This is a genomic window from Arthrobacter sp. S2(2024) (assembly GCF_036662515.1).
GTDB lineage: Bacteria > Actinomycetota > Actinomycetes > Actinomycetales > Micrococcaceae > Arthrobacter.
Map to the genome: position 1 here is coordinate 43,541 of NZ_JAYKZI010000016.1, position 19,818 is coordinate 63,358.

The following is a 19,818-nucleotide window of genomic DNA, read 5'->3' on the forward strand; positions in this document are numbered from 1 at the left end:
GTGCACAGCGGCCCGGTGCGGGGCCGACTAAACCCGCAGGGAAGCGAGCTTTGCCTCGAGGATCTGGGCCACGCCGTCGTCGTCGAAATGGGGCGCCTGCTGTCCTGCTGCGCTGATCGCCTCCGGATGGCCGCTGGCCATCGCGTAACCGTCGCCGGCCCAGCGCAGCATCTCGACGTCGTTGGGCATGTCACCGAATGCCACCACCTCGGCGGCCTCGATGCCTCGGGATGCCGCATATACGGCGAGTGTGACGGCTTTGTTGATACCGGGCGCCGACATTTCCAGGAGTGCGGTCCGCGGCGCCGAGTGGGTGGTCTCCACGAGATGCGCGACGGCGGGCTGCACCCTTGCGAGGAAATCATCCGGAGTGCCGCTGCGCGTTACGGCAAGGAACTTCACGACGGCGTCGTCCGCGGTCAGCGTTTCGTCCAGCCACGCGGGCGTGAACTCGGCCAGGAGCTCGCTGGTCTCGTTCTCGATGAACCCGGGCTCCAGGTGGAATCCCGTGAGTGTTTCGGCAGCGAACAAGGCGTCGGGCCGGAGCTGCTTGATGATCCGGCGGGCCTCCAGTACAGAGGCGATGCTCAAGGCATTGGCCGAAATCAGCTTGTCAGCTTCAAGGTCCCACACCACTGCACCGTTGGAGCAAATAACGATGCCGCTATGGCCGATCTGTTCGCGGAGGGGGTAGAGCCAGCGCGGTGGCCGACCCGTCACGAACACCACCTCGATGCCCGCGTCGCGGCAGGCATGGAATGCGCGGATGGTGCGGCTACTGATCTTGCCGTCATGCCCAAGGATGGTGCCGTCAATGTCACTTGCTACGAGCCGCATTATGTCAGTCTACGTGGGGGCGGCCGCCGTCGACTTAGCCCCTGGGGCTAGCGCCGCTCGAAATGGCCCGTGATGACGGCCCGGGCCAGCGTGTGAGAAGCCAGTGTGCGGACGAGGGCTTCCGTGGAGGCACCGGCGTCGAGCCCCAGTTCATCGACGTCGACCGCGTGCACGGCCACGATGTACCGGTGCGGACCGTGCCCAGGCGGCGGCGCGGCACCCAGGTAACCGGGGAACCCGGCGTCGTTCTTGAGTTGAACCGCTCCGGCCGGCAAGTGCGCACCACCCGGAATGCCGGCACCGGCAGGCAACGAGTTCGTAGTGGCGGGGATGTTGACGACTGCCCAGTGCCAGTAGCCGCCCGCCCTCGGAGCATCGGGGTCGAAGACGGTGACGACGTAACCCTTGGTGCCCTCAGGGGCTCCGCTCCAGCCCAGTTGCGGGGATTCGTCCTTGCCGCCGGTCACGCCGAAGCGCTTGCTGGTCTGGGCCGGGCTGAGAGCGTCGCCGTCCTTCAGCGAGCCGCTGGTGACATCGAACGATGGGACTTGTGGAAGGTCGGCGTAGCTCATGGCTGCCTCTCGACGCTTGCACCGGCTTCCGGGACGCCCAAGGCGTTGAGTTCGGCACGCGTCGGCGGATTCGCGCCCGGCCGGGAGACCGTGATTGCCGCTGCGCGCGCGGCATGGCTGAGGAGTCCTTCGAGCACTTCGGCGGGCATGGCGTGCAGTTCGTCGCGGTTTTGGGCCCCTGCCAGCCCGTGGTCAACGATCCCGGAGAGCAGTGCGGCCATGAAGGAATCGCCCGCACCCACGGTATCCGCCACCTCTACCTTTGGGGCGTCCACCTGGGCCTCGCCCGCGGCTGTGACACCCCAGGGTCCGTCCGCGCCTCGCGTGACCACCACGACGGCGGGCCCCCCGCTGCCGCCCAGGCCCAGCCAGCGCCGGGCCGATTCCAAGACATCGACGCCCGGATAGAGCCACTCAAGGTCCTCGTCGGATGCCTTGACCACGTCGGCAAGCGCCACGAAACGCTCCACCTGGGCCCGCGCAAATTCTCGATCCTTGATGATGCTGGGCCGGCAGTTCGGATCGAAGCTAACAGTCGCATTCGGATGGGCATGCTCGACAGCGGCAAGGACATCCGCTGCGCCCGGCTCCAACATCGTGGCAATCGAGCCGGTATGCAGGAGCGAGGTCCCCTGAAGCATGAACGGCAAGCGCGCGGCGAGGCCGGGAAGCTCCCAGGCGAGGTCGAATGTGTAGCTTGCAGCGCCGTCGTCGTCGATCAAGGCCGTGGCCACGCTGGTAGGGCTCTCGTCCGGCGGCAGCGGAACCATGACGGAACTGGAGCGCAAGTGGGCTGCGATCGAGTCGCCGTAAGCATCCTTGCCGAAGCGGCCGATGAACTGGACAGCGTGGTCCAGCCTGGCCAGGCCCACGGCAACGTTGAGCGGACTTCCGCCCACGTGGGCATCGATTCCCGAGGAACGCTGGACGACATCAACCAGCGCTTCACCTATGACTGTCAGCATGGGACAACTCTGCCACGCGGATGTGGTGTGCGTCTCTCGATGACAGCCGGTGACTTTGCCGGCAAACCGTCACGCGAGCAGCCGCTGCACCAACTCCCGGCACTTCTTGTACGCAACCGCCCTTGGATCGATCAGGTCGAAATGGTCGCCGGGCACCTTGAGGAACTGGGCCGCTCCCCCGGAAGCGGTGGCTGCGGCAACATAAGCCTCGGACTGGCTGCACGGGACATCCTCGTCCGATGCAGCATGGACCGCGAAGACCGGTACGGGGATGGGCAGCGACCTCATGGGGTCCGCATAGATATGCCGTTTGGGGTATCTTACCGAGTCGCCACCCATGAGGTTGTCGACGGCGCCGTTGCTCAGGTTGAGCCGCTCGGCGTCGGCAAGGTTCAGCAGGCCAGACTGGCTCACAACGCCGGTGAGCCGCACTGCCGCACCGTTGTCATGGCGATGGAGCTGGCGGTCGGCGTCCGGGGCGCCGATTTTGGAGAGTTTTTCCCGCCCGGCCGCCCAAACCGCGAGATGGCCGCCTGCGGAGTGTCCCAGTGCCACCACTTTGTTCAGATTAAGTTCATGTTTGCCGGCAATCTCGCCCAAGTGGTCGATCCCATCGAGGACATCTTCGAACGTATGCGGCCAGCCGCCACCGTTTCCGGCCCTCCGGTATTCAAGGTTCCAGGCGGCAATTCCATGTGCAGCGAGATCCCGGGCAATCGGCTCACCGAGCTCGGCGCCGTATTGGGAGCGCCAATAGCCTCCGTGGATCACCACCACCACTCCATCGGGTTTGTTGCGGTGTGGTTGTAGCGAATCGGGTACGAACAGCTCGCCCCATTGGCTGGAGTGCTGGCCGTAGTAGTACTTGTGCCGCTTCATCGTGTCCTCCTTTGTGCCGAGCCTATCGCGGAGGAGCGCCGCGGAGCGGGAACGATGGCCTGAGGATCCACGCGGAGCCTTCCTGTAGCCACTGCCCGAGCGTACCCTCAGGGGTGAAGCGCTACCCTCGCTTCACTCCCGCGTTTTTGCGGGAAATGCTTCTTTACCCGGACGTGATTTCAATGATCCGTCGTATCTCCGCGTCGGTTCTTGTGGCTTTGACGTTGAGCGTGCTGGCTGTGGCTGCGCCGGCTTCGGCGGCAAACCCGCCTGGAGCTGGAAAGCCTAACCAGTCCTGCCAATCCCTCGAACCGAACACACCCGGCAATGCCGCCAACAGCCCAGGATCGCCATTCAACGAGCCGGGCATCAACAGCATCAACGGCGGAGTGGGTGGACAGAACTACTCCCCCACCTCCCAATACGATGTTGCATGCTTCCAGGTGGCGCACCGGTAGCGCCAGAGGGCCCGGCTCAGCTCCACTGTCGGCCCTCCCCCGTAAGCTGGAGGCATGGCTAGCAATTGGGACAGCTTGGATCCTCAGCTGCGCGAATCAGTACAGGCGAACGTGGAGCTTTACGAACGCGTCCGGCCTGCCCTGAAACTTGTCACCCGCGATGTCCTGTTGACCTTGCGGGACATGCTCAAGAACAGCGAGTCCGTGCCCCTCTTCGTCACGGGACGCACCAAGACGGTCGAATCTTTCCGGGAGAAGATTTCCCGCACCGAGGTGCCCCTGGAGGGGGGTCCGCGGGTGCTGAAGTTCCCGGATCCCTTCCGGACCTTGAACGACATGGTGGGGCTGCGCGTCATCACCAAGCTCCCGGCCGAGAACGCCGCAGTTGCGAACTTGATCAAGCGCCAGCGCCAGCTTTTCGATTGCCGCGGAGACCTTGAGAAGGACATCGGCTCCATCGAGTCCGGCACCTACGGATATTCCAGCCGCCACCTCATCCTCCGCACCATCCAAAACGAGTCCGTGAAGGCCTACCAACAGGTCTTCAATCCGGACATTCCGCCCAATGGCAGCTACTTCTTCGAATGCCAGATACGTACGGTTTTTGCGCATGCCTGGAGCGAGATCGAACACGACATCCGCTTCAAGGCCGAGGATCCGCGCGCTTGGACACCGCATTTCGACCGCCAGTTCACTGCCACAGCCGCAATGCTGGAAACCGTGGAAAGCGCCTTCGCCGACCTCCACGAACGCTACGAGGAAGTCCGCGGCTACTGGGATCTCGACGGCGAAGGCTCCATGCCCCTCACGCCCAACCGGGTGCGTGACGTCTGGCGGACGCTGCTTCCCCACGTTGACCGCAAAGTTGATGACGACTGGGGTTGGGCTGCGGAGCTTCTCGCGGCCCACGGACTGAACAAGACCGTGGAACTCGCCGGTCTCCTCAGCGCCAACCGGATCACCGAGGTCCGCAAAGCCCTGGATCACCGTTACTCCCCTGGACCGGACCGCCTCCTGGATGACCTCCTGCTCTGGCAGTACGGCACTGAACACATCGACCTCACCGCCGAGGCGCCCGACGTCGTCCCCCACCCCCGGCGGGACAGCCTCCAGCGGCGTCTCAAGCAGATCGAGCGGTACCGCCTGACCAACAGCTAAGGACCCATGACACCCGAGCAGCTCCAGTCCCTCCGTTTCACACTGCGCTCTCCCCGCAGGCTCAAGACGGAAGCATTGGCCGGGTTGGTGGTGGCGCTTGCGCTCATTCCGGAGGCCATTGCGTTCTCCGTGATCGCCGGCGTGGATCCGCGCATCGGCCTCTTCGCGTCCTTCACGATGGGGGTCACCACGGCGATCGTGGGTGGCCGGCCGGCTATGATCTCGGCAGCCACCGGCGCCGTCGCCCTCGTGATCGCCCCCGTCATGAAGGATCACGGGCTGAACTACCTGATTGCCACGGTCATCCTGGCCGGGGTCTTCCAAATCGTCCTGGCGGTCCTGGGGGTCACGCGGCTCATGCGCTTCATTCCGCGCTCGGTGATGATCGGATTCGTGAATGCCTTGGCCATTCTGGTGTTCATGGCGCAGCTGCCTGAACTCATCGGCGTCCCCTGGATGGTGTACCCGATTGTGGCCGTCGGGCTGCTGATAGTGTTCGGCCTGCCCAAAATAACGACAGCGGTGCCCGCGCCTTTGGTGGCCGTCGTCGCCCTCACGATCGTCACGACGCTGGCCGGCGTCCGCGTCCCCACGGTGCACGACAAGGGCGAACTTCCCAATAGCCTTCCCGGTTTCTTTCTGCCCAACGTGCCTTTGACCTGGGAAACCTTCCAGACCATTGCCCCGTTCGCTTTGTCCATGGCGCTGGTTGGCCTCCTGGAGTCCCTCTTGACGGCCAAGCTCGTGGATGACATCACGGATACCCGCTCCAACAAGGCCCGGGTGTCCTGGGGCCAAGGCATCGCCAACATCGTCACCGGATTCCTGGGTGGCTTGGGCGGCTGCGCCGTGATTGGGCAGACCATGATCAACGTGAAGGGTTCGGGCGCCCGCAGCCGGCTCTCGACCTTCCTGGCCGGAGGGTTCCTGCTGGTCCTCGTGGTGGTGCTCGGGGACGTGGTGGGCATGATTCCCATGGCCGCTTTGGTGGCTGTGATGATCTTCGTTTCCCTCATCACCTTTGACTGGCATTCCATCCGGCCGGCAACCCTCACGCGACTCCCGAAGTCCGAGACCGGAGTCATGCTCGTGACGGTGGCCGTGGTGGTGGCGACGCACAACCTGGCTATCGGGGTGGGAGCCGGTGTCCTCACGGCCATGGTGCTGTTTGCCCGCCGAGTGGCCCATTTCGCCACGGTGGAGCGGAGTGAACTCGAGCTCAACGGCCGGACCGTAGCGAGCTACACGGTGGATGGCGAGTTGTTCTTCGCTTCCTCCAACGATCTCTACACGCAGTTCGACTATGCAAAGGATTCCTCGGAGGGAATCGACCACGTGGTCATCGATCTTCACGCCTCGCACATCTGGGACGCTTCCACCGTTGCCGTATTGGATTCCGTGACCGAGAAATACCGCAGGCACGGCCGCGAGGTGGAGCTGGTTGGCCTCAACGCGGCGAGCGTCCGGATGCGCGAACGGCTTGCAGGCAAGCTCAACGCAGGCTAACGTCCCCCGGCCCACCCAACGTACATGCCCCCAACTGATCCCCACCGCCACCCTAGCCTCGCAAGCTCGGCCAGGGAACCCTGGCGGCGTGGGCCCACGCATTTGTTGTCGTTATGAGCCCTCAAAACGACAACAAATGCGAGCTAGTTGGGCTGGGAAACGACGGTCATCTGACATATTGGCCCGATCCGGGTCACGGATTGGGCGCACGTTCAACCACAGTGCCACGATAGAACGATGCTTGAGGCAACAACCAACCCCGCAGAGCCCCCGTCCTGAATCCGGCACTGGCCGCGGAAGCCAAAATCGCCAGGATCGCGGTCACGGTCTTTCCCGTCCTCGTGGTCCTCGCCGGAGTGGCCGGTTTCCTGCTTCCCGACGCCTTCAAACCACTGGCACCAAGCGTTCCGTTCTTGCTGGGCATCATCATGTTCTGCATGGGCCTGACCCTTACCCCTCCGGACTTCGCATCGGTGGCCAAACGCCCGTGGGCCGTGGTTCTGGGCATCGTGGCCCACTACGTCATCATGCCGGGTGCTGGTTGGCTGATCGCGGTCGCGCTCAACCTGGAACCCCAGCTGGCAGTGGGCCTGATCCTGGTGGGCTGCGCGCCGTCGGGCACGGCCTCCAACGTGATGGCTTTCCTGGCGAAGGGTGACGTTGCGCTGTCGGTGGCCGTCGCCTCCGTTTCCACCCTCATTGCCCCGATCGTGACCCCTTTGTTGGTGTTTTTCCTCGCGGGTTCCTTCCTGAACATCGATGCCGGCTCCATGGTCCTGGACATCGTCAAGACGGTCCTCCTCCCGGTCATCGGAGGGCTGGCGGCCCGACTCTTCCTCAAGAAGCTCGTGCGCAAGGTGCTGCCGGCACTTCCCTGGGCATCCGCCGTCGTGATCTCACTGATCGTCGCCGTGGTGGTGGCGGGTAGTGCCGGCAAGATCGTTGCCGCGGGCGGCATCGTCTTCCTCGCGGTGGTTCTCCACAATGGCTTCGGCCTCGGCCTGGGCTACCTGGCGGGCAAGCTGGGGCGCCTCGATGACAAGGCGCGGCGGGCCCTCGCATTCGAGGTGGGCATGCAGAATTCCGGTCTTGCCGCCACTCTTGCGACCGCGCACTTCACGCCCCTGGCAGCGTTGCCGTCGGCCGTATTCTCTCTGTGGCACAACGTTTCCGGTGCCATCGTCGCGGCCTGGCTGGCCCGGAAGCCGCTCAAGGAGGGCTGACAGCTACGGCGTCTTAAACTCCCAAGGCGCCGCCTTGGTGGTTCCCGCGCCGATGGTGCGTCCTGCGAGCCGGTCAAGGAGCAGTGTGATGGCTCCTTCGAGCGCTTCCGGTTCCGGAGTCCCGCCCGCGGATCCGGGGGCCAGGACATCGAACCCGGCAGGCTGCATCGTGTCCGAAATGATGACCTGGGCTACTCCGCGCCTGGCCAACTCCCCCACCGTGAGGTCAAGAAGGGTGCCGGGCGGGAGAGCCCCGATGATGGCGCCGTCGGCACCGCCGGAGAGCATGAACCGCCGCCACCCTTCGCCGATGAGGATCACGGGCAAGTAGCCGTGCTGAGGCAAAATGCGTGCGGCGGCCGTTGCCAAAGCCCGATCCCATGGCCATTCCAGGTCTCCGATGGCGATCGCCACGAGGTCGGTCTTGCCGCGGCGCATTCCGCGGGCCGCCTGGTTCGGTACGTAACCCAGTTCCTTGGCGGCGGCCTGGACACGCTCTTGTGTTGCTTCGCTGATGCGGGTGGTGCCACCGAGGCGCCCGGACAAGACGTAGGACACGGTGGTGAGGGAAACGCCGGCGCTCTTGGCGACGTCCCGGATGGTCGGCTTCGCTCCAAGTCCCATGGCCTAGCGCTTTCCTTTCTTGCGGGAGCCCTTGCCCCGGCCCTTGTCCGGGTTCGGGGCATAGCGCTGAGCGACTGCCGGCTTTTTGGCGCCGGTGCCGCGGCGGTCCGGCTTGGGTGCCTTCTTGGGCTTCTCCTGCTGCGCCGAAGGCTGCCTCGAGCTCTGGGCGGTTCGCCCCCGGACGATGCCAATGAATTCCTCGATGACCTCGCTTGAGGAGTCGCTCGGCCAGGCCAGGGCGATCTGCGTCCCTTCGGCCCCGGTCAGGCGCCGCGCTACCGTGTCCTTGACGTTGAAATGCCGGGCCACGGACATCGGTAGGATCACAAGACCGGCGCCCGAGGCCACCACCTGCATGGCCATCTGCGGCCCGCCCATCGCGGCGACATCAAGGAAGTTCTCCTCCGCGAGGTCCTCCAACGCCACCTCTTCGAACACCGAGATTTCGTGGCCCTTCGGGGCCACCACCACAGGCTGCTCTTCGTAGAGCGGGATGACGTGGAGTCCATTGCGATCCACCGGCAGGCGGACAAAGCTGAGCTCCGCGGAACCGTCGCGCAGGACCTCCAGCTGCGCGCCGTCGTCGGACATGAACGAGTGCAGCGGAACGTCGGGCATGCGCTCTTCCCAGCGCCGGATCCATTTCCCGGGCGTCACGCCGGCGACGTAGGCGAAAGTCAGCCCCTGGGGGCCGCTTGTTTCAGCGTCGGAGGCGTCGGGGACGCCGACGGCGGGCAGGGATTCTTGATCGGATGGCACCAGTTCACAGTACCGCGCGGGCGGTAGCCAACGCAGCGCCCGCGCAAGCTACGCCGCGTACACCTGGACCGCCGTGGCCTTCACCACGAAGAAGACGCGCGAGCCAGGCTCCAGTCCCAGCTCGGCGGACGCAGAGGGCGTGATGTCCGCTGCCAGATCGCCGGCCCGGACCCTGATATGGTCCCCATGCGGTTCAAGATCAGTGATTGCAACCGGGAACGAGTTGCGCGGGCTGCCGTGGGCGGCGTCCAGGAAGATGGAANACGCAGAGGGCGTGATGTCCGCTGCCAGATCGCCGGCCCGGACCCTGATATGGTCCCCATGCGGTTCAAGATCAGTGATTGCAACCGGGAACGAGTTGCGCGGGCTGCCGTGGGCGGCGTCCAGGAAGATGGAAACGGCCGACGGCGGGAAAGCGGCGACGCCGGGCTCGCCCGGTTCCGCTTCGTCATCGAGGTGTCCCGCGACATGAAGATCGGGAAGCTCCGCGGTGGCGAGCGTCCTGAGTCCGTCCTCCGTGACGGTGCCGGACATGAGGTTCACTCCGGCCAGACCAGCGGCGAACTGGCTTCGTGGACGCCGGAAGACCTCGCGGGTGGCGCCTTCTTCCACAATCCTGCCCTTGTCCATGACGATTACGCGGTCCGCGAGCATGAGCGCATCCAGGACGTCGTGGGTAATGATCAGGGCCCGACGCCCGGACAGGACGCGTTTCAGGAGCCGGCGCAAGTGCGGAGCGGCGTGGATGTCCAGGGCGGACATGGGTTCGTCAAGGAGCAGCAATTCGGGACTGGCCGCCAACGCGCGGGCCACCGCAACACGCTGGGCTTGTCCCCCGGACAGCTGCCCGGGCTTCCTCCCGGCGAACTCCATGACGTCGACTTCGGCAAGCCAGTACCGCGCGGTTTCGCGTGATTCCGCCCGGGAAGCGCCTGCACTGCGCGGGCCGAAAGCCACGTTGTCGAGGACGCTCAGGTGCGGGAAAAGCAACGGTTCCTGGGCCAACAGCGCCGTACCGCGAAGGTGTGGAGGGGTCCATACCCGGCTGCCGCCGTCGAGGTCGAAAAGAACCTGGTCCCCTAGGCGGGCAGAGCCGGCATCCGGCCGCACGAGTCCCGCCGCGACGGACAGAAGCGTCGACTTTCCGGCCCCGTTGGGGCCGAGGATCGCCACGGTTTCCGCTTGCCCGACGCTCAATGACACGTCGAGGTTTCGGGCCCGAACGGTGGCGTCGATGTGGAAACTCACGCGGCGGCCTCCGCGGGAATGTCTGCGCGGTGGGGACGCCGGTAAGACAGTCCGACGACGATCACCGCCACGGCGACAAGCACGAGTGAAAGGGCGACGGCGGCGTCCGCGTCGGTCTCGCGCTGCAGGTAGATTTCGAGAGGCAATGTCCGAGTGACACCTTGCAGGCTCCCCGCGAAAGTCAGCGTGGCCCCGAACTCGCCCAAGCTGCGGGCAAAGGACAATACCGCCCCCGACGCAAGACCGGGAAGGACCATGGGTACGGTCACGCGGCGCAGGATGGTGGTGGGGCGCGCGCCGAGCGTCGCGGCAACGGCTTCGTATCGGTTGCCGGCCGTCCGCAAGGCACCCTCGAGGCTCACCACCAGGAACGGCAAGGCGACGAACGTCTGGGCCAGGACCACCGCCGTCGTCGAAAAGGCGATCTGGATGCCCGCGAGCTCAAGGCTCTTGCCCAAGAGACCCTGCCGCCCGAACGTGTAGAGCAGCGCAATACCGCCCACTACCGGCGGCAACACCAGGGGCAGGAGGACGAAGGCACGGAGGAGCCGCTGCCCGCGGAAGGGCCGGCGGGCAAGGACAAGTGCCAAGGGGATTCCGAAAACGACGCAGAGCGCGGTGCTCGCTGCTGAAGTGCGGAGGCTGAGGCCCAACGCCGTGAGCGAGGAATCGGAGGTCACCAGCGGGATGAACTGCGCCCAATTGACCTTTGCGACCATGGCGGCCAGCGGCAACAGGACGAACAAGCCGCCCACTACCGCAAGGCCATACACCCACCGTGGAATCCCGCTGAAGTTCATCTGCGCCTACGGTACGCCAGGGCTTGCGTCACCAGGACTTTCCGGGCGCCCCCGGCGACTCGTATGTGCGGCATGGATTCATCCTAGAACAGCGGCTGTGCCACTTCGCTGCGGGGGCGGATACCCTTGAACCATGACCTCTGCAAACTCCCAGTCCATGAAGCCGGCCACCGTTGCCAAGAAACTTGGCATCTACCTGCCTGCAACACCCCAGGAGTTCCAGGATTCGGAAATCACCCGCGCCGATTTCGCCGAGCTCCAGGCCAACGCCCCGGAGTGGCTCGCCGAGCTCCGCCGGACGGGTCCGCACCCGCGTCCCGTGGTGGCACAGAAGCTGAATGTCTCCATCAGCGGCCTCGCCCGCGGCGGAATCACCGAGCCCCTGACGACGGCGGAAATCACCGAACTGCTGGCAGCTCCCCCGCAGTGGCTCGTCGTCGAGCGCGCCACGCACGCAGCCGTGCGCTCCGAGGCAAAGCGCATCAAGGAAGAAGCTGCCAAAAAAGAAGCCACGAAGGACGCCAAGACGAACGCCGCTGCCAAGCGGGACGCGCCCAAGGCATCCAAGCGGGACCACGCTTAAGCTCCAGCCGGACTTCCGCAGCAAGGCAGGGCACCCGGGCCAGGGTGCCCTGCCTTGCTGCTCTTAAGCCCGATTCGGGCTCTCGCCTCCGGGCCTTCCTCGGCGCATACTGATTTCAAAGGGGTGCGCATTCGCGTGGAGGTGGTCCGATTGCCCGCCACAACTGGAATCCAGCTGACGGTCTGGGAGATCGGGCTGTGGGCGGTCTTGCTCACGTGCGCGGTGGCCTTCACCGTCAACACCGTCCGGAAAGCCGTCATCCACGCAGCCCCCGACGGCGGCCGCCTCGCCTTGCAGGCGCCCCTCGGCCAACGCGATCGGGAACTCGTCAAAGAGCCGGACGCCACCTTCTGGAACATCTTCGCCGGACTCGTGGTGATTGTCCCCGCAGTCGTCATCCCCGCGTTGGGCTCCCCCGCCGTCGGGCTCTTGATGCTCTTCCTCGCCATGGGTGCCGCTGCCACCTCCTTTGCTGTCGGCCGGAAACTGGAGCAGAAGCGTCAAAATCGGAGCGGTTTCACGGAAGCGGCAGCCCGTCACGACGCCCTCTTGGCCCGCTGGCAACGGTATGAGCTGGATCCCGCCAAGGGCATCGACTTCCCCGGCATGAGCGACGTCAACGTTCCGCAAACCGCCGCGTTGGTCCGTGCGCTGCAGGAAGCCCAACGCTGCCGCCTCACCGCGGGGACGGACTATGCCCGCGCCGTCGAGCGGTTGGATGTGGCGATGGCCGAAGCCGAAGCGGCGGCGGGCGTTTCTGCGCCGTAACTGGCTGGCGTCGAGTGCCCGCTGCCTACGGAATTGCCCCGATGTGCACCAGGAGTTCGTGCTCGGCACCGTCGAGGTAGCGGCGCAACTCGGCTGCGGCCTCTTCCCGCTGTCCGTTGCGGATCTGGGCAACCAAGGCGGCGTTCCGTTCCACATAATGCCCGTGGAAGTCGGGAGTGGTGGCCATTGCGTGGAAGACCAATCGCATCTCGGCCAGCACTTTCTCCATCAATGCGTCCAGGGAGGCGCTTCCGGACAGCGACACCAAGGCCTTGTGCAACTCCTGGTTGGCGTCCGCCATGCCGGCCACCGATCCCTCGGCAAGGGCGGCCCGGCCCTTGTCCACGATCACGTCCATAGCGTCGAGGGCTCCGGCCGGGACATCGCCCCACAACACGGCCGCCGGCTCAATCAGGCGGCGCACCCGGTAGATTTCGCGGACGTCGTCGGCTCCCGGGGCGGCTACGAACACGCCGCGGTTGGGGATGCGCTGGACCACGGATTCACCGGCCAGCACCGTAAAGGCCTCCCGCAGGGTGTTCCGGGAAACGCCGAGCGCCTCGGACAGGGCTTGCTCGGAGAGCTTCGTGCCGGGCGGCAACAGGCCGTCGGAGATGCGCTGGCGAAGCTGGGCGGCAACCCAAGCCCCGGTATGGGCGTGGGTGGCGTGGCCGGCGTCGGCGATTCCTTGAAGCGCAGCGTTCATGGGCATGCCCCAAATCTACCGAACGGCGACCGTGCCAACCTCAGCCGATGCTCGCGAGCACTTCTCCGCGCCCGACGGCGGTGCCCGGCTCGTGCGGACCGCGCGCCACGGTGCCGGGACGGTGGGCCGGGACGGTGGTTTCCATCTTCATGGCTTCCAACACTGCCACGGGCTGTCCGACTTCCACTGCCGCACCGTCCTCAACCAGCCACTTCACCAGCGAGCCGGACATCGGCGAGGCGAGCCCGGCGTCGTCGGCCGCAACAGGCCCAGGGGCAGCAGCGACGGACCCGCCACCGCCGCTCATCAGCGCTTCGAACAAGCGGAGGGGGAGCCCAAGCTGCACCGCTTTGCCGTCCAGCTCCACCGTGAACGTGCTGCGTTCGGAGCCGGGGACCACGCGGGCGATCTCGGGAGAGGCGGCCAGCTCCTCGGCGAACTCGGTCTCGATCCACGTGGTGTACACGCCGAGCTTGTCCTCCGAGGTGAAGGCCTCGTGGCGGACCACGGCCCGATGGAAGGGAAGCACGGTGGGCAAACCCTTGATCTGCATCTCATCCAGGGCAACCCGGGCGCGGCGCAGGGCCTGCTGCCGGTCCTCGCCTCGGACAATCAGCTTGGCCAGGAGGGAGTCATATTCCCCGGGAACCACTGATCCGGAGCGAACTCCCGAGTCCACGCGGATGCCCGGACCGGTGGGCGCTTCGAAGACTTCCACGGTACCGGGGCCGGGAAGGAAGCCGCGTGCCGGATCTTCGGCGTTGAGGCGGAACTCGAAGGCGTGTCCTGTGGGCTCAGGGTCCTCGGTCAGGGAGAGGATGCCGCCTGCGGCGATCCGAAACTGTTCGCGGACCAGGTCCACCCCGGAGGTTTCTTCGGTGACGGGATGCTCTACCTGCAGGCGCGTGTTGACCTCGAGGAAGGAGATGGTGCCATCCACGGCCACGAGGTATTCCACGGTTCCGGCGCCGTAGTATCCCGCCTCACGGCAAATGGCTTTGGCCGATTCGTGGATGAGCGTGCGCTGTTCAGGGCTCAGGAAGGGTGCGGGCGCCTCTTCCACGAGCTTCTGGTTGCGACGCTGCAGGGAGCAATCACGGGTTCCGAGGACCACCACGTTGCCGTGCATATCGGCCAGGATCTGCGCCTCAACGTGCCGCGGTTGGTCCAGGAAGCGTTCCACGAAGCATTCGTCACGTCCGAAGGCCGCCTTGGATTCACGCACGGCGGATTCGAAGGAGTCCTCGATGTCCTCCAGGCGCCGCGCAATCTTGAGTCCGCGGCCTCCCCCGCCAAAAGCAGCTTTGATCGCCACCGGCATGCCGTGTTCCAAGGCGAAGGCAAGTACTTCAGCGGCGTTGGCCACAGGACCGTCGCTGCCCGGCACAAGCGGAGCCCCTGCGCGGACGGCGATCTCGCGGGCCGTCACTTTATTGCCCAACTCCCGGATCGACTGCGGCGCGGGGCCGATCCACGTGAGGCCGGCGTCAATGACGGCCTGCGCGAAGTCGGCGTTCTCGGACAAGAATCCATATCCGGGATGCACGGCGTCGGCACCGGCACGGCGGGCGACGTCGATCAGCTTGGCGATGTCCAAGTACGTCTCGGCGCCGGTGGAACCGCGCAGCGCGTAGGCCTCGTCGGCGAACCGCACGTGGAGGGCATCGGCGTCGGGGTCCGAGTACACGGCAACAGACTGCAAGCCCTCGTCTGAGCAGGCGCGGGCAATCCGCACGGCGATCTCGCCGCGGTTGGCGATCAGGACCTTTTTCATGGCTGGGTTCCTTCGGAGACAGCGCCGGCAACGGCAGGTTCAAGTGGTTCAAGGGTTGCGGGGTCCACGATCGTGAACCGCACGGTATGGCCGGGCGGCAATTGCGCCGCCGTCGGCAGGTCTTCGGGTACGACGACGGCAATCACCGGATACCCGCCGGTCACCGGGTGGTCGGCCAGGAAGAGGACCGGGTGTCCGCTGGCGGGAACTTGGAGGGCGCCGGCAACCGTACCTTCACTCGGGAGCTCGCCGGCGCCGCGGTCGGGGTTCCGTTCGAGCGGACGGTTGCTTCCCGGCCTGAGCCGGACACCGATCCTGTTGGACTGTTCGGTGGTGTGCCAGTCCTCCTGCGTGAGCGCCTCCAGGGCCCGGGAATCAAGCCAGTCGTCCCGCGGGCCCAAGGTGATCCGCAGCTCCGAAGAGACCGCTCCTAGCCGGAGCGTGGATTCCTCGGAGGCGCCGACCATCTGGAAAAGCGGCGCTCTTCCCACGGGGAGGCTGGTCCCGGCCGACAGTGGCGCGGGACCGATTCCGGACATCGAGTCGCTTGAGCGGCTGCCGAGCACCGGATCAACATCAATCCCGCCGCGGACGGCAAGGTAGCTGCGGGCCCCGAGGGTCGGATCGCCCAGGCTGAGGGATTCGCCGTCCAGGAGAGCGAAGGGCGCGCACATCGCGGCGCGGCGGCCCGGCGCCCCGGAGGCATCGAAGATTTCCATGGGGACCACCGCCCCGGCAACCGCGAGTACCTGGTCGCCGGCGGCCCGGACCGTGAGTCCGCCTAGCACCGTTTCCACAACCGCGGTACCGGGTTCGTTGCCCACCAGGCGATTGGCCTGACGCATCGATTGCTGGTCCACGGCGCCCGCCGCTGAGACTCCCAAGTCCCCCAGTCCAGGGCGGCCGAGGTCCTGGACCAGCGATTGCAGTCCGGGTGAGTCCACCACGAGGGCGGGTCCGGTGAATTCGCGGGCGGCATGTGGTGCCGGAGTCAACGCGATGGCCTCGCGGACAGCGACATACCGGACCCTATCTCCTGGGCGGACAAGCGCCGGCGACTCCCGCTCGAGATCCCAGAGGACCGCCGTCGTACGTCCGATCAGCTGCCAGCCGCCCGGGGATTGCCGCGGGTAGACGGCGGAGAACGTTCCGCCGAGCGCCACGGAACCGGCGGGAACGGAGGTACGGGGCGAGCTGCGGCGGGGAACGTCGAGGCTGCGGTTCTCGCCGAGCAAGTACGTGAAGCCCGGGGCGAAGCCGCCGAAAGCCGCGGTCCAGAGCTGGCCCGTGTGCGCGGCCACCACACCGTCCCGGCCCAGACCGGTGAGCATGCCCACCTCGGTGAGGTCCTCGCCGTCGTACACCACTTCGATAGTGACGTCGCGGGAACCGTCGCGCGGCACTCCGCCTCGATCAACATGCCCGACGGCGGCGCGCGCCGCGAGTGCCTCGGCATGCGTGCCGAACTTAATCAGTACGGTGGCTGCCGCGGCGACCGCATCGAGCTGGCCGGGCAGGGGCTCGGCAAGCAGCCGGGAATGAAACGCCAGCACGGAAGGGAGATCGGAAAGCTCCACCAGGAGGGCACGCGAGCCGGACCAGCGTATTCCCGTGAGGCTCACGCGAAGCTCCGCACGGTCACGCCGGCGGCTTCGAGCCCCGCGCGGACGGCGGCTGCCATGGCCACGGCGCCGGGAGTGTCTCCGTGGACGCAGATGCTTTCTGCATGGACGTCCAGGATGGAACCGTCGCGGGCCACGATTTTGCCCTCCGTTGCCAGGCGGACCATGTTTTCCGTGATGGCGGCGTGATCGTGGAGCACGGCACCTTCTTCGCGGCGCGATACGAGGGTGCCGTCCGCGTTATAGGCGCGGTCGGCGAACGCCTCGGCTACTCCCCGGAGCCCCCTCGCTTCCGCCTTGGCGAGAGCGACGGAGCCCGGCAGGAGAAGGAGCGGGAGTCCGGGACTGAAGGCATGGACGGCGTCGGCCACTGCCTGGGCGTGGACCTCGTGGTGGACGATCGTGTTGTAGAGGGCACCGTGCGGCTTGACGTACTTGATCTCGGAACCGGCAGCACGGGCCAGGGCTTGGAGTGCGCCGAGTTGGTAGAGAACGTCGTCGGCGAGTTCCGATGCGGAGCAGTCGAGGAACCGGCGGCCGAAACCCGCGAGGTCCCGATAGCCCACGTGGGCGCCAATGGTCACTCCGGCGGCTGCGGCGTCCCGGCAGGTGCGGGCGATGGTGCTGGGATCTCCGGCGTGGAATCCGCAGGCCACGTTGGCACTCGACACGTAGCGGAAGACTGCGGCGTCGTCCCCCATGGTCCAGTTGCCGAACGATTCTCCGACGTCGCTGTTGAGGTCAATAAAAGGCATTGTGATCCCCGTCTCAGGTTGAATACCTCACCATCATGCCTGAAATGCCAAGATTGTTCAACAATCTTGGTTGCGGGGCCAACTGCCCGGGTTCCACACGTGAGGTCTCGACCCTTTCAGCGAGCGAAAGGGACGAGACCTCACTTTTGGATTAGTGCCTGTTCCTAGGCCACCGGTACCGCAGCGACGCGGCTGTTGGCGGCGACGATCCTGGCAGCCGTTGCCTGGCCCATCCGGACCGCTCCGTCCACGTGCTGGTAGCCTTCCGCGGCCAGATCGGAGGAGGACCAGAAGATGGGTCCAACGTTGGCGTGCTGGTCCTTGCCGTAGCGGTGCAAACCACCCAGGTCGTAGCTGGCCGCGTAGGCTCCGCGGGTCCACTCCTCGGAACCCCAGTCGGATTCGTAGTAGACCTCGGCATCCAGGGCCTTGTCGCCCAGGAAGCTCGCGATGGACTCAAGGACCTTCTTCTTGCGGTCCCCGGCGCTGAGCTCGAAGACGGCGTCTGCTTTTTCGTCCGAGATGAAGCCCACCAGGGTTCCGCGGGTGTCTCCGTGGTTGGTGTTGTCGTAGACCTCCTGGACCAGGGCGTCGGCGCCGAAGCCCGTGCCGGACAGGCCGTCTTCGCGCCAGAACGGCGTGCTGTAGACAGCGTGGACCTTGATGACCAGGCCCAGGGACTGGTGCTGGTGCATCTGGTGTTGGCGGCGCGGCAGCGGCGGGTTGTAGGAAACGCGGGAGTACAGGTTCGGCGGGACTGCCATGATCACGAATCGCGCATTGACGGTTGCGCGCTCGGACTCAACAGTGACGCGGTGGCCTTCACCCGCCGGCTCCCAATTGATGGTGCGGACCGGGCTGTTAAGTACGACGTCGTCGCCCAGTTCCGCGGCGATCAGCAGGGAGACCTGCTGCATGCCGCCGATAACCCGCTTGTCCAGGATGAAGTCTTCGTCCGTCAGGTTGGAGAACGAACCTGCGGAAGCCGCCATCAGGACCGCTTGCAGCGCGGAGAAGGCATGGGCCGGCTTGGTGAGCATGCCTCCGGCGATGAAGAGGCCGATATTATTGCAGGCTTCCTCGTCCGTGGAGTTCTGGCGCAGCCAGTGGTGGAAGGAAATGGTGTCCAGTTCGCGGGCTTTGGGGTGGGCCCAGGGTTCCTCAGGGCCGATCTCGGCGGCGAGGCCATCCAGGATGGCGGTGAGCTTGTCCATCTCGGCTGCGGTGGTTTCGCTCACCGGGAAGGAAGCCCCGGTGTAACGGGTGCGGCTGCCGTCCGGCGCCAGGTAGACAGACTCGCCGTCGCGGTAGCGCGCGTACATCTTCAAGCCCAGTTCGTCCAGGAGCCCCATCAGGGCGGTCTGGTCAGGGGACACCCATTGTCCGCCGATTTCCAGCATGGCCCCGTCAATGGTGTCGGTCCACGTACGGCCACCGACGCGGTCGCGCGCTTCGAGCACGGCAACGCTGAGTCCGGCCTTCTTCAATTCGCGGGCGGCCGTCAACCCCGACGGACCGGCACCGACAATTACGACGTCGCGATCAAGATTCAACATGATGTCCTTTCTGTGGCCGTCCCCGTTGGCTGACCAATAAATGAATGACGTTCATTTATCTCAACTGTAGCTGCCTTGGCCCCGGCTGTGAAGACCCAAATGGAATAATGCTGAGGACACAGCCTCCAGAAAGGTCAGCGATGCCTGAACCCACCCCCGCTCCCGGCGAGACCAAAGCGCGCCGCAGGGCAGGCCGGCCGATGGCGGCGGTCCTGGACCAGGACGGCATCACTGCGGCGGCGCTGGAACTGATCAGCAAGAAGGGTTACGACGGCCTCACCATGGCGGCCCTCGCCCGCTCCCTGGGTGTCGCGCCGTCGGCCCTTTACAACCACGTGTCCTCCAAGGACGAAGTCCTCAAGCTCGTGGAAGAGGACCTGATGTCCAAGGTCGACTTCGGCGGTTTCAGCACGCTTCCCTGGGAGGAAGCCGTCCGGCAATGGGCATATTCCTACCGCGGTATCTTCGCGAGGCACACCCCGCTGATCTCGGTGATCGCGGTCCTGCCCGTGACGGACGCCCCGCAGACGCTCGCCATGTACGAAGCTGTGACGGAGGGATTCCTCCGCGCGGGTTTCCCGGAGAAGCAGATCATCCCGAGCATCGTGGCCCTCGAGGCCTATATCTTCGGCGCCGCTTTCGACGCTAACGCGCCGGCGGACATTTTCGATTCCGGCCGCTTGGCCGACTCCACGCCGCACTTCACCTCAGCTGTCCGCAGCCTGGGACCCGAGCGGAACAACTACCCGTCCGACCTCGCGTTCAGCATGGGCCTGGATGCGCTGATCACCGGGCTTGGGGCGCTCCGGGCGTAGCCCAACTGATCCCCACCGCCACCCTCGCCTCGCAAGTCCCCGCCGGCTCCCAACCTTCGCAAGCTCAGGCTGGGGCCCACGCAGTTGGGAGTTGGGGTTATAGGACAAAACGTGTGTATGGATTGTGCCTGCTTCCCAGTGTTGGCGGGCGAATTTCGGGGTAGCTAAGCTTTGGAAGCTTAGGGTGGCTGGGGTGCTTGCATATCTCTG

Annotated in this window: 20 protein-coding genes; 7 read left to right on the plus strand and 13 right to left on the minus strand. The window is 65.7% G+C overall.

Going from position 1 to position 19,818, the window contains the following annotated elements:
- Nucleotides 1–27 precede the first annotated feature (27 nt).
- From VLA65_RS19875 to VLA65_RS19890, 4 genes are all read right to left on the minus strand, one after another.
- Nucleotides 28–837, minus strand: a complete 810-nt coding sequence (locus VLA65_RS19875; RefSeq protein ID WP_307054134.1) for an HAD family hydrolase — start codon at nucleotides 835–837, stop codon at nucleotides 28–30.
- A gap of 47 nt (nucleotides 838–884) precedes the next feature.
- Nucleotides 885–1,409, minus strand: coding sequence for a YbhB/YbcL family Raf kinase inhibitor-like protein (locus VLA65_RS19880; protein ID WP_332603479.1), 525 nt, complete (start codon nucleotides 1,407–1,409; stop codon nucleotides 885–887).
- Entirely contained in the window at nucleotides 1,406–2,374 is a 969-nt protein-coding gene (locus VLA65_RS19885; protein ID WP_332603480.1) for a carbohydrate kinase family protein, read from the minus strand. Before VLA65_RS19885 ends, VLA65_RS19880 begins: the two co-directional genes overlap by 4 nt.
- A 69-nt stretch (nucleotides 2,375–2,443) precedes the next feature.
- Nucleotides 2,444–3,253 (minus strand): alpha/beta hydrolase, encoded by an 810-nt coding sequence (locus tag VLA65_RS19890; protein ID WP_059388903.1) that lies wholly within the window; start codon nucleotides 3,251–3,253, stop codon nucleotides 2,444–2,446.
- A gap of 113 nt (nucleotides 3,254–3,366) precedes the next feature.
- Between VLA65_RS19890 and VLA65_RS19895 the strand changes: the two genes are divergently transcribed.
- The 4 genes from VLA65_RS19895 (at nucleotide 3,367) to VLA65_RS19910 (ending at nucleotide 7,598) form a co-directional block, all read left to right on the plus strand.
- A complete protein-coding gene (locus tag VLA65_RS19895; protein ID WP_332603481.1) occupies nucleotides 3,367–3,711 on the plus strand; it encodes a hypothetical protein in 345 nt (114 codons plus the stop codon).
- A 54-nt stretch (nucleotides 3,712–3,765) separates the two neighbouring features.
- Complete coding sequence (locus VLA65_RS19900) at nucleotides 3,766–4,869, plus strand: GTP pyrophosphokinase (protein WP_059388901.1); 1,104 nt, start codon at nucleotides 3,766–3,768, stop codon at nucleotides 4,867–4,869.
- A 6-nt stretch (nucleotides 4,870–4,875) separates the two neighbouring features.
- Nucleotides 4,876–6,375: a SulP family inorganic anion transporter gene (locus tag VLA65_RS19905; RefSeq protein ID WP_332603482.1), complete on the plus strand. Its 1,500-nt coding sequence runs from the start codon at nucleotides 4,876–4,878 to the stop codon at nucleotides 6,373–6,375.
- 275 nt (nucleotides 6,376–6,650) lie between these two features.
- Nucleotides 6,651–7,598, plus strand: coding sequence for a bile acid:sodium symporter family protein (locus VLA65_RS19910; protein WP_332603489.1), 948 nt, complete (start codon nucleotides 6,651–6,653; stop codon nucleotides 7,596–7,598).
- 3 nt (nucleotides 7,599–7,601) lie between these two features.
- Here the strand turns inward: VLA65_RS19910 and VLA65_RS19915 are convergent, their stop codons facing one another.
- The 4 genes from VLA65_RS19915 to VLA65_RS19930 form a co-directional block, all read right to left on the minus strand.
- Nucleotides 7,602–8,222: a LacI family DNA-binding transcriptional regulator gene (locus VLA65_RS19915; RefSeq protein WP_059388898.1), complete on the minus strand. Its 621-nt coding sequence runs from the start codon at nucleotides 8,220–8,222 to the stop codon at nucleotides 7,602–7,604.
- A 3-nt stretch (nucleotides 8,223–8,225) separates the two neighbouring features.
- Nucleotides 8,226–8,960: a LysR family transcriptional regulator substrate-binding protein gene (locus VLA65_RS19920; protein WP_442880346.1), complete on the minus strand. Its 735-nt coding sequence runs from the start codon at nucleotides 8,958–8,960 to the stop codon at nucleotides 8,226–8,228.
- Between the two features lie 69 nt (nucleotides 8,961–9,029).
- Nucleotides 9,030–10,229: a sulfate/molybdate ABC transporter ATP-binding protein gene (locus VLA65_RS19925; protein ID WP_332603483.1), complete on the minus strand. Its 1,200-nt coding sequence runs from the start codon at nucleotides 10,227–10,229 to the stop codon at nucleotides 9,030–9,032.
- Entirely contained in the window at nucleotides 10,226–11,029 is an 804-nt protein-coding gene (locus VLA65_RS19930) for an ABC transporter permease (protein WP_284988591.1), read from the minus strand. Before VLA65_RS19930 ends, VLA65_RS19925 begins: the two co-directional genes overlap by 4 nt.
- Before the next feature lie 133 nt (nucleotides 11,030–11,162).
- Between VLA65_RS19930 and VLA65_RS19935 the strand changes: the two genes are divergently transcribed.
- Entirely contained in the window at nucleotides 11,163–11,612 is a 450-nt protein-coding gene (locus VLA65_RS19935) for a DUF5997 family protein (protein ID WP_059388896.1), read from the plus strand.
- Between the two features lie 150 nt (nucleotides 11,613–11,762).
- On the plus strand, nucleotides 11,763–12,380 hold the full coding sequence (locus tag VLA65_RS19940; RefSeq protein ID WP_332603484.1) for a hypothetical protein: 618 nt from the start codon (nucleotides 11,763–11,765) through the stop codon (nucleotides 12,378–12,380).
- 25 nt (nucleotides 12,381–12,405) lie between these two features.
- On the opposite strand, the gene VLA65_RS19945 is transcribed toward VLA65_RS19940, so the two are convergent.
- The 5 genes from VLA65_RS19945 to VLA65_RS19965 all read right to left on the minus strand — a co-directional run bounded on the left by VLA65_RS19945 (nucleotide 12,406) and on the right by VLA65_RS19965 (nucleotide 18,793).
- Complete coding sequence (locus VLA65_RS19945) at nucleotides 12,406–13,092, minus strand: GntR family transcriptional regulator (protein WP_332603485.1); 687 nt, start codon at nucleotides 13,090–13,092, stop codon at nucleotides 12,406–12,408.
- 34 nt (nucleotides 13,093–13,126) lie between these two features.
- Nucleotides 13,127–14,860 (minus strand): acetyl/propionyl/methylcrotonyl-CoA carboxylase subunit alpha, encoded by a 1,734-nt coding sequence (locus tag VLA65_RS19950; protein WP_332603486.1) that lies wholly within the window; start codon nucleotides 14,858–14,860, stop codon nucleotides 13,127–13,129.
- Nucleotides 14,857–16,482 (minus strand): 5-oxoprolinase/urea amidolyase family protein, encoded by a 1,626-nt coding sequence (locus tag VLA65_RS19955; protein ID WP_332603487.1) that lies wholly within the window; start codon nucleotides 16,480–16,482, stop codon nucleotides 14,857–14,859. The genes VLA65_RS19950 and VLA65_RS19955 overlap by 4 nt, the downstream gene beginning before the upstream one ends.
- Nucleotides 16,479–17,237, minus strand: a complete 759-nt coding sequence (locus tag VLA65_RS19960; protein WP_306964343.1) for a LamB/YcsF family protein — start codon at nucleotides 17,235–17,237, stop codon at nucleotides 16,479–16,481. Before VLA65_RS19960 ends, VLA65_RS19955 begins: the two co-directional genes overlap by 4 nt.
- A 164-nt stretch (nucleotides 17,238–17,401) precedes the next feature.
- The gene (locus tag VLA65_RS19965; protein ID WP_284988583.1) at nucleotides 17,402–18,793 is read right to left on the minus strand and encodes a flavin monoamine oxidase family protein; all 1,392 of its coding nucleotides are present in this window, start codon (nucleotides 18,791–18,793) and stop codon (nucleotides 17,402–17,404) included.
- Nucleotides 18,794–18,900: 107 nt separating this feature from the next.
- Here VLA65_RS19965 and VLA65_RS19970 point away from each other — a divergent pair, with 107 nt between their 5' ends.
- The gene (locus VLA65_RS19970; protein ID WP_441432818.1) at nucleotides 18,901–19,608 is read left to right on the plus strand and encodes a TetR/AcrR family transcriptional regulator; all 708 of its coding nucleotides are present in this window, start codon (nucleotides 18,901–18,903) and stop codon (nucleotides 19,606–19,608) included.
- Nucleotides 19,609–19,818: the final 210 nt, after the last annotated feature.

What these genes read in the sequence shown, in the direction of transcription:
- VLA65_RS19875 (WP_307054134.1), bottom strand. Translation starts at nt 837, where the DNA reads ATGCGGCTCGTAGCAAGTGACATTGACGGCACCATCCTTGGGCATGAC.
- VLA65_RS19880 (WP_332603479.1), bottom strand. Translation starts at nt 1,409, where the DNA reads ATGAGCTACGCCGACCTTCCACAAGTCCCATCGTTCGATGTCACCAGC.
- VLA65_RS19885 (WP_332603480.1), bottom strand. Translation starts at nt 2,374, where the DNA reads ATGCTGACAGTCATAGGTGAAGCGCTGGTTGATGTCGTCCAGCGTTCC.
- VLA65_RS19890 (WP_059388903.1), bottom strand. Translation starts at nt 3,253, where the DNA reads ATGAAGCGGCACAAGTACTACTACGGCCAGCACTCCAGCCAATGGGGC.
- VLA65_RS19900 (WP_059388901.1), top strand. Translation starts at nt 3,766, where the DNA reads ATGGCTAGCAATTGGGACAGCTTGGATCCTCAGCTGCGCGAATCAGTA.
- VLA65_RS19905 (WP_332603482.1), top strand. Translation starts at nt 4,876, where the DNA reads ATGACACCCGAGCAGCTCCAGTCCCTCCGTTTCACACTGCGCTCTCCC.
- VLA65_RS19915 (WP_059388898.1), bottom strand. Translation starts at nt 8,222, where the DNA reads ATGGGACTTGGAGCGAAGCCGACCATCCGGGACGTCGCCAAGAGCGCC.
- VLA65_RS19930 (WP_284988591.1), bottom strand. Translation starts at nt 11,029, where the DNA reads ATGAACTTCAGCGGGATTCCACGGTGGGTGTATGGCCTTGCGGTAGTG.
- VLA65_RS19935 (WP_059388896.1), top strand. Translation starts at nt 11,163, where the DNA reads ATGACCTCTGCAAACTCCCAGTCCATGAAGCCGGCCACCGTTGCCAAG.
- VLA65_RS19945 (WP_332603485.1), bottom strand. Translation starts at nt 13,092, where the DNA reads ATGCCCATGAACGCTGCGCTTCAAGGAATCGCCGACGCCGGCCACGCC.
- VLA65_RS19950 (WP_332603486.1), bottom strand. Translation starts at nt 14,860, where the DNA reads ATGAAAAAGGTCCTGATCGCCAACCGCGGCGAGATCGCCGTGCGGATT.
- VLA65_RS19960 (WP_306964343.1), bottom strand. Translation starts at nt 17,237, where the DNA reads ATGCCTTTTATTGACCTCAACAGCGACGTCGGAGAATCGTTCGGCAAC.
- VLA65_RS19965 (WP_284988583.1), bottom strand. Translation starts at nt 18,793, where the DNA reads ATGTTGAATCTTGATCGCGACGTCGTAATTGTCGGTGCCGGTCCGTCG.
- VLA65_RS19970 (WP_441432818.1), top strand. Translation starts at nt 18,901, where the DNA reads ATGCTGAGGACACAGCCTCCAGAAAGGTCAGCGATGCCTGAACCCACC.